The sequence below is a fragment of the Actinomadura spongiicola genome (genome assembly GCF_003432485.1).
Lineage (GTDB): Bacteria > Actinomycetota > Actinomycetes > Streptosporangiales > Streptosporangiaceae > Spirillospora > Spirillospora spongiicola.
In genome coordinates this window covers 390,540-403,930 of sequence record NZ_QVNQ01000001.1, presented here as the reverse complement: position 1 = coordinate 403,930, position 13,391 = coordinate 390,540, and the positions used below count along the sequence as shown (strand labels likewise).

Genomic DNA, 13,391 nt, shown 5'->3' with positions numbered 1-13,391 from the left:
GCGGTGCCGGGTCGTCCAGGAACCCGGCACTTCGGGCGCTGCGGGGTCATGTGCGGAGGGGGGCGAGGACCCGCCACCAGCCGAAGGCGGTACATGACCCCGCTGGTAACGGGTCCTCGAACGGGCGGTGTGGGCCGCGTACTGAACGATGAGGGGCCGGATTCGCCTCCTTTCCACTGGTCGACCGGGCTCGTCCCGGATCTCACGGGGTTCGTGCCACCCTGACGGGTCATCAGGTGACGGAGACATCGCCGCCCACGGCGACTGTCGGTGAGCGCCTGTCTCACCCGGAATTCGCGCGGCGACGCCATCTGGATGAGAGACGGTCAGGGTTTGCGGGCGACGGCGCCGTACATGGCCACTTCCTTCGGGTCGCCCCAGGGGGTGGCCTCGGGACGCCAACGTGAGCAGGAGACCAGGCCTGGGTCGAGGAGTTCGAGGCCGTCGAAGAAGCGGGCGATCTGCTGTGGGGTGCGTTGGGTCAGCCTGGGGGTGCCGTACTTGTTCCAGTACGCGACCGCTTCGTCCACGTCCGGCATGGAGGGGCTGCTGATGGTGTGGGACAGGACGAGGTGGCTGCCTGAGGGGAGCGCGTCCATCAGGTGACGGACGATGCGGCGGGCCTCATCGTCGTCCTCGATGAAGATGACCACGCCGAGGAGGGTGAGCGCGGTCGGTTCAGCGAGGTCGAGTGTGTCGGCGGCCCGTTCGAGGATGGTGTCGGGGTCGCGCAGGTCGGCGTCCAGGTAGGCGGTGGCGCCTCCGGGGGTGCTGGTCAGCAGTGCGTTGGCGTGGACGAGGACGAGCGGGTCGTTGTCCACATAGACGACGCGGCACGTCGGGTCCACGCGTTGGGCGACCTCGTGGGTGTTGTCGTGGGTGGGGAGACCGGTGCCGATGTCCAGAAATTGACGAATGCCCACTTTTTCGGCGAGATGACGGACGGCGCGTCCGAGAAATACGCGATCGGCGCGACCGTAGTCGATGATGCCGGGGTGCAGGCGCTTGATCTGATCACCGATCAGCCGGTCGATTTCGTAGTAATCCTTGCCGCCGAGCCAGTAGTTCCAGATGCGCGCGGTGTGGGCCACCGATGTGTCGATTTCGGGTGTGCGGCCGAGCTCGGGTGGGATGCCGGTCACGGGGCGTCGCTCCTCCGCTCGCCTGCGCTGCTCTCCCGAACGTAGCAGCGCAGACGGCCCTGCCAAGGGCAGCCGCAAAAATACGGAAAGCGGATGGCTCGGATTGCGGTTTTGTGATGCGCCCAGACACGGGGACGTTCCCGAAATTGATGGGGATTGCGCGACTAGCCCGCTTGAAGAGGGTTAGTCGACCTTCATTTACATCGCCGCTTTACGGGGCATGAGTCGACATTCGGGAGTGTTGTCGTCCAAGCCTCGGCCCCGAGCGCACACCGTGGGCCGGGTGGCTGACCGAAACATGACCGACCGGTGGGGTTATGCGGAGATCGTCCGGCTAAGGGGGGAAGGACCGCGAAGGCCGGATGGAGGCGGAGTGGCATGGCCCGAAGAAGCGGTGTCTCGCTCAGCTGGGAACTGCTCCTGGGACTGGTGACGATCGGGTTCCTCATCTACCTGTGGGTCTGGGCGGCCACACAGGGCGGACCGCCCTGGTAGAGGACTCAGCGGGTCAGCAGCGTCCTCAACTCCTTGGTGATCTCGTCGGGGGCCTCCTCGGCCATGTAGTGACCGCAGGTGACGGTGCTGTGGTGCAGGTCAGCGGCCCATGCCCGCCAGAGGGCGACCGCGTCGAAGCCCAGGGCGGCGCCCCAGTCCTGTTGGAGGACGGTGACCGGCATGGCGAGCCGGTTGCCCGCGTTCCGGTCGGCCTGGTCGTGCTCGATGTCGATCCCGGCGGACGCGCGGTAGTCGGCGACGATCGACGGGATCGCGTCGCGGCAGGCGTCCAGGTAGGCGGCGCGGACGTCGGGCGGGATCGCGGACGGGTCGTTCGCCCACAGGTCGAGGAAGTGCCCGAAGAACGCGTCGGGCGCCGCGCCGATCATCCGTTCGGGCAGGCCGGACGGCTGGGCCATCAGGTAGAGGTGGAAACCGACCGCGGCGGTGACACCGTGCATCGCGTCCCACATGTCGAGGGTCGGCAGGACGTCGAGGCACGCGAGATGCGTGATCGTGGACGGGTGGTCGAGCCCGGCGCGGAAGGCGACGAGGGCGCCGCGGTCGTGACCGGCCAGGGCGAACCGCTCGTGGTCGAGGGCGCGGGCCAGGGCGACGATGTCGGCGGCCATGGTGCGCTTGGAATAGCCGTCGGCGGGCTTGTCGCTGGCGCCGTAGCCCCGCAGGTCGGGGCAGATGACGGTGTGGTCGGACGCGAGGTCGGCGGCGACGTGGCGCCACATCAGATGCGTCTGCGGGAAGCCGTGCAGGAGGACGATCGGGGGGCCGGAGCCGCCCACGGCGGTGTGGAGGGAGACCCCGTCGGCGACGGGGACGCGGTGCTGGTCGATGCCTGGGATGGTCGGCACGGTTCTGTCCTTTCTCGTGGGATGTCTCCAGGCTGCCGGGTGTGGATGAGCATCCGATGAGCGCGCTATAGCGTGGCCGGTGTGGGGGTCGTGTTCGGGGTGTTGGGGCCGGTGACGGCCTGGGACGGCTCCGGCGACGTGATCGCGTTGAAGGGGCCGAAGCATCGGGCTGTGCTGGCGCGGCTGATCGTTGCCCGTGGGCGGGTCGTCCCGGTGACGCGGCTGGTCGACGACCTGTGGATCGATCCCCCTGCGGACGCCGTCGGGACGGTTCGCACGTTCGTGGCGGCGCTGCGCCGGGCGCTGGAGCCTGATCGTCCACCGAGGTCGCCGTCCCGGACGCTGGTCACCGAGGGCCCGGGGTACGCGCTGCGGGCCGGCCCGGACGAGGTGGACGCGTGGCGCTTCGCACGGGCGGTCGGCGCGAACCGTCCGGCGAGGGAGCTGGTCACGAGCCTGGACGAGGCGCTCGGCTGGTGGCGCGGGCCCGCGTTCGCGGAGTTCGCCGAGGACGGCTGGGCGCGGGCGGAACGTTCCCGCCTGACGGAGCTGCGGCTGCGGGCCGTCGAGCGGCGCGCCGAGGCGATGCTGGAGGCGGGCCTCGCCGCCGACGCGGCACCCGACCTGGACGCGCACCTCGCCGAGCATCCCTGGCGGGAGGACGCCTGGGGCCTCCTGGCGCTCGCCCTGTACCGCACGGGACGCCAAGCGGACGCGCTCGCCGTGCTGCGCCGGGCGCGGACGCTGCTCGTGGATCGGCTCGGCATCGACCCCGGGCCGGCGCTCCGACGCCTGGAGCAGGACATCCTTCGCCAGGCCGACCATTTGGACCCGGGCGGCGACGCGGCGGCGCGGGTGTGGGCACGGGCGGCCGCCGCCTACGACCGGACGGTCGCGTCCGGGGCGCGGGACCGGCTGGAGTCGACGGTGGGCTTGCTGCGCAACCTCGCGGTGACCGGGGGCGGCGGCCTGGAGGCGGCCCGCGAACAGCGCATGGCGACGATCGCGGCGGCCGAGGAACTCGGCGACGCGGAACTGACCGCGCGGGTGATCGGCGCGTACGACGTCCCGGCGATCTGGACCCGGTCGGACGACCCGCGCCAGGCCGCCGAGATCGTGGCGGCGGCCGAACGCACCCTGGCGGCCCTCCACGGCGAGCACGACGGGGTCAGGGCACGACTGCTGGCGACGATCGCGCTGGAGTCTCGCGGGTCCGGCACCGAACGGGCGCGTGCGGCGGCATTGGAGGCGGAGCGGATCGCGCGCCGCCTGGACGAACCCGCTTTGCTGGCGTTCGCCCTCAACGGCGTGTTCATGCAGACGTTCCACCGGGCGGGGCTGGCGCCGCGGCGGGACGAGATCGGGGCCGAGTTGGTCGCGTTGTCCGTCCGGCATGGCCTGGTCCCGTTCGAGGTCCTCGGTCACCTCGTCCGCCTCCAGGCGCTCAGCGCGCTCGGGGACTTCGCGGCGGCCGACCACCATGCCGCCGCGGTCGACCGGCTGGCCGAACGGCATCAGCGGCCGTTGGCGGGGGTCTTCACGGAGTGGTATCGGGCGTTGCGGCTCGCCGCGTCCGACGAAACGGCGGCCGGCGAGGTCGAAGCCGCCTACCGCCGGGCGATCGCGCGGTTGGACGGCTCCGGGATGCCCGGCCTCGCCGACGGGCTGCCCGCGCTCGCGACGCTGGCCCTGCGCGTCCGGGAGGGACGGCCCGCGCAGGTCGGCGACGAGACCCGGTGGGGGCCTTACGAGCCGTGGGCCCGGCCGTTGGTCCTGCTGGCGGAGGACCGCACGAACGAAGCGGCGGCGGCGCTGCGGGCCGCCCCGGAACCGCCGCGTGACCTGCTCTACGAAGCCATGTGGTGCTTCACCGCGCGGGCCGCCATGGCCGTGGGCGACCGCGAGACGATGGCACGCGCCCACGACGAGCTGGCACCCGCGATGGCTGAACTGGCCGGTGCGGGCAGCGGGCTCCTCACGCTGGGCCCCGTTTCCCGCTACGTACACGACCTCACCAGGGAGTAATCGGCTTCCACGTCCCGGCGTGTCGGATTTGGGTGGGTTTACCAACTTCGGACGTTGGGGCGCTCCCCTCTCGGGTAGGGCGGCACAGAAGCAGCGAGAGGAGAGCGTCGTGACGGACGTTTCGAGCAGGGGACCGGAACCGGGGGACGACCGTCCGGTACTGACCAACCGACAGGGCCATCCCGTCTATGACAACCAGAACCAGCGGACGGTGGGCTCCCGTGGCCCCGCGACACTCGAGAACTACCAATTCCTGGAGAAGATCAGCCACTTCGACCGGGAGCGGATTCCGGAGCGGGTCGTCCACGCGAGAGGCGTGACCGCGTACGGATTCTTCGAGGCGTACGGAAAATGGGGCGACGAACCCGTCAGCACGTACACACGGGCGAAGCTGTTTCAGGAGCACGGGAAGCGCACACCGATAGCGCTGCGGTTCTCCACGGTCATCGGTGGACGCGACTCGGCCGAGACCGCACGCGACCCACGCGGGTTCGCCATCAAGTTCTACACCGAGGACGGCAACTGGGACCTCGTCGGTAACAACCTGGCGGTCTTCTTCATCCGCGACGCCATCAAGTTCCCCGACGTCATCCACGCCCTCAAACCGGACCCGGTGACGTTCCGCCAGGAGCCGGCGCGCATCTTCGACTTCATGTCGCAGACACCGGAGTCGATGCACATGCTCGTGAACCTCTTCAGCCCGCGCGGCATTCCGGCCGACTACCGGCATATGCAGGGGTTCGGCGTGAACACCTACAAGTGGGTGAACGAGGCCGGTGACACGAAGCTCGTCAAGTACCACTGGATGCCCAAGCAGGGCGTGCGGAGCATGACGGAGGAGGACGCGGCGGCGATACAGGCCCACGACCTCGGGCACGCCACCCGGGACCTGCACGAGGCCATCAACCGCGGCGACTTCCCGGAATGGGAACTGCTCGTCCAGATGATGGACGACCACGAACACCCGGAACTGGACTTCGACCCGCTCGACGACACCAAGGTCTGGCCGGAGAACGAGTTCCCCGCGAAACCGGTGGGCCGTATCGTCCTCGACCGCAACGTCGAGGACAACTTCGCCGAGAACGAGCAGATCTCGTTCGGCACCGGCGTCCTCGTGGACGGTCTCGACTTCTCCGACGACAAGATGCTCGTCGGACGGACGTTCTCCTACAGCGACACGCAGCGGCACCGGGTGGGTCCGAACTACCTGCAACTGCCCGTCAACCAAGCCAAGAGCACGCAGGTACGCACGAACCAGCGCGACGGGCAGATGACCTACTACGTCGACAACGCCGGTGACAACCCGCACGTGAACTACGAGCCGTCCATCACCGGCGGCCTCCGGGAAGGCCAGTATCCAACGCACGACGAGCAGGGCCCGGAGATCCGGGGACGCCTGACGCGCATGCGCATCGAACGGACGCAGGACTACAAGCAGGCCGGTCAGCGCTACCTGCTGATGGAGGACTGGGAACGCGACGACCTCGTCCACAACTTCGTCGAGCTGATCTCCCAGTGCGCCCGTCCCGTCCAGGAACGGATGGTCTGGCACTTCCTCCTCGTCGAGGACGATCTCGGCCTCCGCGTCGGCAAGGGGCTCGGCATCGCCCCTGAGGACGTCGAACACCTCGAACCGCTGCCCGGCCAGGACCTCAACGACGAGGACAGGGAACGGCTGCGGAACCTCGGCAAGAACGGTCCACGTGACGTCGACGGCCTGAAGATGACGCACTGCGTCCCGAACGAACGGGCCGTCCACCACCGGTAGACGACGACGGTGAGCGCACTGGTCGACCGCACGGCCGGTCGGTGCGCTCAGGGTCGACTCAGGGTCACGCAACCCCACATCCGACCAACAACCCGCAGGTCAGAGCCTTCAACCTTACTGGAACGAAGCATTCCGTTCTGATACACTCAGACACGTACGAACACTCCGACTACGGGTCTCCCGGGGGATTACTCCACCACGGATGAGGGTTTTCCCCTATGGCGATGAGTTTGCCGAACCGGCAGAGTCATATTCAGCAGCAGGGGGACGAGGCCCCCTCCGCAGGAAGAAGGCAGACGATGTCACACACGCCACCCCCCACCTCGCTGAACACCTCCGACCTGGCCGAGGTCCTGTTCTGCTGCGGCCTCCAGGAGTCCGACCACCCCTCCGCCGAGCAGGTCCGCAAGGCCATCGACGACCGCATCGGCGCCTGTGGCGGCGACAGCGCCGCCTGCGTCGCCCTCGTCGCCCAGGAGGCCGGCGACCACCCCGAGACCTACACCCTTCGGATGCGCTGGGCCCTGTCCACCGTCTCCGAGGCCTACCGCGACCTCACCTCCGCCGCCTGACCACCACTGGGAGCCCATCTGATGCGTTCACCGTTCACCGACCGGCCCGAGGACATCGTCCCGCGCACACTCCGCGACCTGCTCGCCACCGACCCGTCCCCGCCCACGAACAAAAAGCGCCCGCGCCGACAACGAAGAACGAACACCACCCGAGGCACCACCTAGCACGCACCCCAGCGTGAATCCCTTGCCGGACCCTCGGGGCTCGTGCGGGCCGTGGGTCGTCTTCTGGCGGGCGGAAAACGTGGCGGCGTCCAGGCGCGATACTGGACGGCATGGTCGACGACGAGCGTTGGAAGGCGCGTTTCCGGGCCGCCCGGATGAGCCTGCCCCGATGGGCGCGTGACGCCCCTAGCCGCAGCATCTACCAGTCGAACATCACGGGGACGTGGGAGATCTACACGTGGGACCGTGACACCGGCGCGCAGCGTCAGGTGACGGATCGGCCCAACGGGACGTGGATGGGAAAGATCGACCCGCCCGGTGAGTGGGTGTGGTGGTTCGCCGACACGGACGGCAACGAGTTCGGTGTGTGGAACCGGGTGCCGTTCGACGCGGCAGAGGGCGCGGAGAGCGCTCCGGCCGTTCCAGAGTTGGAGCCGTCGTACCCGTCTGGGCTTTGTCTGGGTCGTGAGGGTTTCGCCGTCATCGGGCGGACCACTGACACCGGGAACACGATCCATCTGTGCCGTGCCGGTGCGCCGCCGGAGGTGCTCTATCACCACGCGGAAGACGCGCACGTCGCGGCGCTGTCGCAGGACGAGTCCCTGATAGCGGTCGGGCACAGCGAGCACGGCGACAGCCGACACATGGCGTTGCGCGTGCTGCGTCCCGATGGATCCACGGTCGCGGACCTGTGGGACGGCCCCGGCAAGGGCGTGTACGGAGCCGGGTTCGCCCCGGTCGACGGTGATTCACGGCTACTCGTCAACCATGAACGGCGCGGCCGGGACGAGATGCTGATCTGGGACCCGGTCTCCGGCACCGAGCGGGAGATCGTCCTCGATCTGCCCGGGGAGATCGGCGCGGGCTGGTATCCGGACGGGACGGCGCTGCTCATCTCCCATTCGCACGAGGCCCGCGACGAGCTGTACCGGTACGACCTCGCCGAGGAGACCCTGACCAGGGTCGAAACACCGCGCGGGGTGATCGGCGGAGCCGCTGTCCGGCCGGACGGGACGGTCGAGTTCTCCTGGTCGTCGGCCGCCGAGCCGCCGGTGATCCGTTCGACGTCCGGTTCGGTGGTGCTCACGCCACCCGGCCCGGTCGCGCCGCCGTCCGTCCCGGTCGAGGACGTGTGGGTGGACGGCCCCGCCGGACGCATCCACGCGCTGGTCAGCAGGCCGGACGGCGACCGGCCCTACCCGACCGTGTTCGACGTCCACGGCGGGCCGACCGCGCAGGACGACGACTCGTTCGTCCCGTCCGCCGCCGCGTGGGTGGACCACGGGTTCGCGGTCGTCCGCGTCAACTACCGGGGCTCGACGGGATACGGGTCGGCGTGGCGCGACGCCATCGAGGGACGGGTCGGGCTCACCGAACTGGAGGACATCAAGGCCGTCCGCGACTGGGCGGTGTCCAGCGGCCTCGCGGACCCGGCGCGGCTCGTCCTGACCGGCGGCTCGTGGGGCGGGTACCTCACCCTCCTCGGCGTCGGGACGCAGCCGGACGACTGGAGCGTCGCGGTCGCCGCCGTCCCGGTCGCCGACTATGTCGCCGCGTATGAGGACGAGATGGAGGGGTTGCAGGCGTTCGACCGCTCGCTGTTCGGCGGCTCCCCCGACGATGTTCCGGACAAGTACCGCGAATCGTCCCCGATCACCTATGTGTCCCAGGTGAAGGCGCCGGTGCTGATCCTGGCCGGGGAGAACGACCCGCGCTGCCCCATCCGGCAGATCGACAACTACCTGGGCCGCCTCGCCGAGTTGAACCGTCCGCACGAGGTGTACCGGTACGACGCCGGGCACGGCTCCCTCGTCGTGGAGGAACGCATCACGCAAATGGCCGCTGAAATGGACTTCGCCCGCAAACATCTGGGCATGTCCTGATCTTCCGGGGGGCGGACGGAGGCCCGTCCGTCCCCCGCGTTTACAAGATCGAACCTCGGGCATCGCTCCACCGGCCACCCCCCGGTCACCGGACATCACCGATCGGGGGGATCACATGACACGGCCGTACATGACCCGCGCCCGGCGGACGACCCGGCTGTCGCGCTTCCGGACGCCCGAGACCGTCACAACGCACAGCCCGTTCTTTCGCCTGACGGCCGTGCTGACGACCCTTTCCATGGTCACCGCCGCGCTCGTCGTCGCACCGCCTCCCGCGGCCGCCGACCACCCCATGCGATTGCCCGTCCCCGGCGAACCAACGCTCGCGCCCCCGCCACCCTCGCCTGCCCCACCCGTCCCGGAGCGCGAACCGGTCGTCGCTCCGCCGCGATCCGAGGGCGAGGTGCCCGGCCAGGCCGCGAGTCCACCGGCGGGGACGGAGGCGGGCATCGGCAAGGCGTTGGAGGACCTCGCCGACCGGCCCGCGTCGGCGCGGCTGGAACATCGGCTGGTGGAAGAGGTGCTGCGCGCCAACGGCATCGGCTGGCGGTCGAGCGGACGCTGCTCCGACCGGTTGATCGCGAAGTGCACGTCGTTCGAGACGATCCGGTGGGGGACGGTCCAGGGGCTGATCCGCTTCGCGGCGTCGAGCGGCTGCGAGATCACCGTGACCGGCGGTACTGAGCGGGGGCATGCACACGGCCCCCGCAGCCACTGGAACGGCTACAAACTCGACATCGCACCGAGCGCCTGCGTCGACCGAGCGGTCACCCGCTACCCGTCCGTCGGAGTCCGGCGCGACGGCGCACGGCTCCACCGTTCACCCGACGGCGCCCTCTTCGCCCGCGAAAAGAACCACTGGGACATCGCCTTCCCCTGAAGCCCGACTCAGGCGCGGACCTCGCGGACGATGCCTACCAGTTCCCGGGTCACCGACTTGAAGCCCGGCAGGCGTGACATCGACACCATGCGGTTGACCAGCGGGACCGTCCGTTCCACGAGCAGGTAGGTCTTGCGGCAGCCCGGTGAGCTGTCGTGCACCCAGTACAGGACGATGCCCATCGAATAGATCCACAGCAGTTCCGGCAGTTCCTCACGGAACTCTTTGTCGATCTTCAGGTCGGAGCCGTTCACGACCTCGCGGTAGATCGCGACCGCGGACTCGCGGGCGGGACCGGACTCGGCGCTGAACGGGTTGAGCGGGCTGGTCGGCTCGGCGGCGAACTTGAAGAACTTTCCCGCGAACTCGTGGTACGGGATCATAGTGTCGACCCGGGCCTTCAGGACTCCGAGCAGCCGGGGCGCGAACGCCGTCTCCGCGTCCAGGACGGCGCGGCAGGCGGCGACGTGCTCGTCCTGCAACTCGTCGTAGTACGCCTGGATCAGTTCTTCCTTGGAACCGAAGTAGTAGTAGGCGTTGCCGACCGAGACGCCCGCCTCCTTGGCGATCGCGCGCATCGTCGTCGCCTCGTATCCGCGTTCCCTGAACAGCCGCAGCGCCGTCTCGACGATCAGGGACCGTGTCTGCTCCGACTTCACGGCCTTCGTCTCGGTCACGCCTGCCACCCTACGACCCACGTCGCCGTCCTGCTCACGCGGCGGATCCGGGCCGCGCCGCCCCCCTCCCGCCGTCACCCCGTCTGTTCGGCGGCGACGAGTTCGGCGATCTGGGCGGTGTTGAGGGCGGCGCCCTTGCGCAGGTTGTCGCCGCAGAGGAACAGGTCGAGGGCGCGCGGGTCGTCGAGGGAGCGGCGGACGCGGCCCGCCCATGTCGGGTCGGTGCCGACGACGTCGGACGGCGTCGGGAACTCGTGGGTCTCCGGGTTGTCGCACAGCACGACGCCCGGTGACCGGGCGAGGATCTCCTGGGCCTCCCGCTGGTTGGTGCGCTCCTCGAACACCGCGTGGACGGCCACCGAATGCGCGGTCACCACCGGGACGCGGACGCACGTCGCCGACACCTTCAGGTTCGGTAGCCCGAGGACCTTGCGGGTCTCGTTCCGGACGGCGATCTCGTCCGACGTCCAGCCGCCGGGCGCGGGCGTTCCCGTCCAGGGGACGACGTTCATGGCGAGAGGCGCCGGGAACGGTCCGAGTTCGCCGACCACGCCGCGGATGTCGCCCGCGCGGTTGCCGAGGGCGCGGTCGCCGCCGACCTTCTCCAGCTGCGCGTACAGCGTGTCGGTGCCGCTGCGGCCCGCCGACGACGCCGCCTGGTAGGACGCGGCGACCAGTTCCCGCAGCCCGTACCGGCGGTGCAGCGCGCCCAGCGCGACGATCATCGACAGGGTCGTGCAGCCGGGGCCCGCGACGATGCCGCGCGGACGTTCCCGCACCCGCTCGGGGTTCACCTCCGGGACGACGAGCGGCACACCCGGGCCGGACCGGAACGCGGGCGAGCCGTCGACCACCACGGCGCCGCGGGCCGCCGCGACCGGTGCCCACTCGGCGGCCACGGGCGTGGGGACGGCGAAGGCCGCGATGTCGACGCCGTCGAAGACCTCCCGGGTGAGCGGTACGGCCTCCACCGACCTGCCGCGCACGCGGAGGATCCGTCCGGCGGATCGATCGGAGCCGACGAGTCTGATCTCCCCGTACATGTCGCGGCGGGTCGACAGCAGGTCGAGCATCACCGCCCCGACCGCGCCCGTCGCGCCGATGACCGCGAGGGTGGGCAGCCCGGAAGCCGAGTCCATCGTCGCACTCACATCCTCAGAACTACCGTCGTCCACGGCCGGTTCCCGGACGGGATGCTGCCACCGTCCAGGACGTCCAACTGCGTCACGTGACCCGCCCCCACGCGCACGAACACCAGAGCCGCAGATCCGGGGCTCGACGCTCACCTAGAGCCTGTCTCAAAGAGCCTGCCTGAAGGCACTCGCCGCAGCCAGGCCGTCAGCAAGGTCACCATCACTTCACAGGTATCCCCCATACCCGCTTCCCGTCGCCCTTCGGACGCCAGCACGTGGCTGAGGACCATCTTGAGACATGGCCCAGGTCTGTTCCGGGGTGCCCTCAGCCCGCACGCGAACGCGTTACCCGCCCGGTGGAGCGAAGCCGAAGGCGAGCGGAGCCGGGCGGATCGCGAAGCGATGTCGCGTTCGCACCAGGACAGGGCACGTAGCGAGCCGCCAGGCGAGCGCAGTGGGCCTGGCCTGCGAAAAATCAGCGGCCGGTGCCTCCGTAGACGACGGCCTCGACCTGTTCGGCGTCGAGGTCGAACGCGCGGTGCGCGGCGGCGACGGCGGTGTCGATGTCGTCCTGCGCGACCACGACCGAGATCCGGATCTCCGATGTGGAGATCATCTCGATGTTGACACCGGCGTCGGCGATCGCGCCGAACAGGGTGGCGGTGACGCCGGGGTGCGAGCGCATCCCGGCGCCGATCAGCGACACCTTGCCGATCCGGTCGTCGTAGCGCAGCGACTCGAAGCCGATCCGCTCCTTCAGCTTGTTCAGGGCGGTCAGCGCGCTCTGCCCGTCGGTGGACGGCAGCGTGAACGAGATGTCGGTGCGTCCGGTGGACGCCGCCGACACGTTCTGCACGATCATGTCGATATTGATCTCGGCGTCGGACAGCACCCCGAAGATCGCGGCGGCCTCACCGGGCTTGTCCGGCACCCCCACCACGGTGATCTTGGCTTCGCTCCGGTCGTGCGCCACACCGGAGATGATCGCCTGCTCCATGTCCTGTCCTTCGATCTCGCTGCTGTCGACCACCCATGTGCCCTCCTTCTGGCTGAACGAGGACCGCACATGAATCGGGATGTTGTACCGGCGCGCGTACTCCACGCAGCGCAGATGCAGGATCTTCGCGCCGCTCGCCGCCATCTCCAGCATCTCCTCATAGGAGATCTTGGGGATCTTGCGGGCGGCGCCGACGATGCGCGGGTCGGCGGTGAAGACCCCGTCGACATCGGAGTAGATCTCGCAGACGTCGGCGTCCAGCGCGGCGGCCAGCGCGACCGCCGTGGTGTCGGAGCCGCCGCGGCCGAGGGTGGTGATGTCCTTGGTGCCCTGCGAGACGCCCTGGAACCCGGCCACGATGCAGATCGAGCCCTCGTCCAGCGCGGTGCGGATCCGTCCCGGCGTCACATCGATGATCTTGGCTTTGCCATGCGAGCCGTCGGTGATCACACCGGCCTGGGAGCCGGTGAACGAGCGGGCCTCATGGCCCAGATTCGCGATGGCCATGGCGAGCAGGGCCATCGAGATCCGCTCGCCGGCCGTGAGCAGCATGTCCAGCTCACGGGCCGGCGGGAGCGGGCTGACCTGCTTGGCCATATCGATGAGATCATCCGTCGTGTCGCCCATGGCGGACACCACGACGACGACGTCGTTGCCCGCCTTCTTCGTCGCGACGATGCGCTGGGCGACCCGCTTGACGCCGTCGGCGTCGGCGACGGAGGAGCCACCGTACTTCTGCACGACTAGAGCCACGAGTGGCGCTCCTCGGATCGGGGTCAGGCGTT

Annotated in this window: 11 protein-coding genes; 6 read left to right on the top strand and 5 right to left on the bottom strand. The window is 69.5% G+C overall.

Going from position 1 to position 13,391, the window contains the following annotated elements; genetic code table 11:
* Window positions 1-326: 326 nt before the first annotated feature.
* Window positions 327-1,133 carry an SAM-dependent methyltransferase gene (locus D0T12_RS01925; RefSeq protein ID WP_199487287.1) on the bottom strand — a complete coding sequence of 269 codons (807 nt, stop codon included), beginning with the start codon at window positions 1,131-1,133 and terminating at the stop codon, window positions 327-329.
* Between the two features lie 509 nt (window positions 1,134-1,642).
* Window positions 1,643-2,506 carry an alpha/beta fold hydrolase gene (locus D0T12_RS01920; protein ID WP_117397485.1) on the bottom strand — a complete coding sequence of 288 codons (864 nt, stop codon included), beginning with the start codon at window positions 2,504-2,506 and terminating at the stop codon, window positions 1,643-1,645.
* An 81-nt stretch (window positions 2,507-2,587) separates the two neighbouring features.
* Between D0T12_RS01920 and D0T12_RS01915 the strand changes: the two genes are divergently transcribed.
* The 6 genes from D0T12_RS01915 to D0T12_RS35755 all read left to right on the top strand — a co-directional run bounded on the left by D0T12_RS01915 (window position 2,588) and on the right by D0T12_RS35755 (window position 9,799).
* The gene (locus D0T12_RS01915) at window positions 2,588-4,531 is read left to right on the top strand and encodes an AfsR/SARP family transcriptional regulator (RefSeq protein ID WP_117398000.1); all 1,944 of its coding nucleotides are present in this window, start codon (window positions 2,588-2,590) and stop codon (window positions 4,529-4,531) included.
* Between the two features lie 109 nt (window positions 4,532-4,640).
* Complete coding sequence (locus D0T12_RS01910) at window positions 4,641-6,299, top strand: catalase (RefSeq protein WP_117397484.1); 1,659 nt, start codon at window positions 4,641-4,643, stop codon at window positions 6,297-6,299.
* 299 nt (window positions 6,300-6,598) lie between these two features.
* On the top strand, window positions 6,599-6,871 hold the full coding sequence (locus tag D0T12_RS01905) for a hypothetical protein (RefSeq protein WP_199487237.1): 273 nt from the start codon (window positions 6,599-6,601) through the stop codon (window positions 6,869-6,871).
* Window positions 6,872-6,892: 21 nt separating this feature from the next.
* Complete coding sequence (locus D0T12_RS35200; RefSeq protein WP_158581368.1) at window positions 6,893-7,036, top strand: hypothetical protein; 144 nt, start codon at window positions 6,893-6,895, stop codon at window positions 7,034-7,036.
* A gap of 110 nt (window positions 7,037-7,146) precedes the next feature.
* Window positions 7,147-8,919, top strand: coding sequence for a S9 family peptidase (locus tag D0T12_RS01900; protein WP_117397483.1), 1,773 nt, complete (start codon window positions 7,147-7,149; stop codon window positions 8,917-8,919).
* Window positions 8,920-9,034: 115 nt separating this feature from the next.
* On the top strand, window positions 9,035-9,799 hold the full coding sequence (locus D0T12_RS35755) for a hypothetical protein (RefSeq protein WP_199487236.1): 765 nt from the start codon (window positions 9,035-9,037) through the stop codon (window positions 9,797-9,799).
* An 8-nt stretch (window positions 9,800-9,807) separates the two neighbouring features.
* On the opposite strand, the gene D0T12_RS01890 is transcribed toward D0T12_RS35755, so the two are convergent.
* The 3 genes from D0T12_RS01890 to D0T12_RS01880 form a co-directional block, all read right to left on the bottom strand.
* On the bottom strand, window positions 9,808-10,476 hold the full coding sequence (locus tag D0T12_RS01890) for a TetR/AcrR family transcriptional regulator (protein WP_117397482.1): 669 nt from the start codon (window positions 10,474-10,476) through the stop codon (window positions 9,808-9,810).
* A 74-nt stretch (window positions 10,477-10,550) separates the two neighbouring features.
* Window positions 10,551-11,615: an aspartate-semialdehyde dehydrogenase gene (locus D0T12_RS01885; protein ID WP_117397481.1), complete on the bottom strand. Its 1,065-nt coding sequence runs from the start codon at window positions 11,613-11,615 to the stop codon at window positions 10,551-10,553.
* A gap of 469 nt (window positions 11,616-12,084) precedes the next feature.
* On the bottom strand, window positions 12,085-13,359 hold the full coding sequence (locus tag D0T12_RS01880) for an aspartate kinase (RefSeq protein WP_117397480.1): 1,275 nt from the start codon (window positions 13,357-13,359) through the stop codon (window positions 12,085-12,087).
* Window positions 13,360-13,391: the final 32 nt, after the last annotated feature.

Bases quoted from the DNA above. Each gene is read 5' to 3' on its own strand.
- D0T12_RS35200 (WP_158581368.1), top strand. From the start codon at position 6,893: ATGCGTTCACCGTTCACCGACCGGCCCGAGGACATCGTCCCGCGCACA.
- D0T12_RS01900 (WP_117397483.1), top strand. From the start codon at position 7,147: ATGGTCGACGACGAGCGTTGGAAGGCGCGTTTCCGGGCCGCCCGGATG.
- D0T12_RS01885 (WP_117397481.1), bottom strand. From the start codon at position 11,615: ATGGACTCGGCTTCCGGGCTGCCCACCCTCGCGGTCATCGGCGCGACG.
- D0T12_RS35755 (WP_199487236.1), top strand. From the start codon at position 9,035: ATGACACGGCCGTACATGACCCGCGCCCGGCGGACGACCCGGCTGTCG.
- D0T12_RS01905 (WP_199487237.1), top strand. From the start codon at position 6,599: ATGTCACACACGCCACCCCCCACCTCGCTGAACACCTCCGACCTGGCC.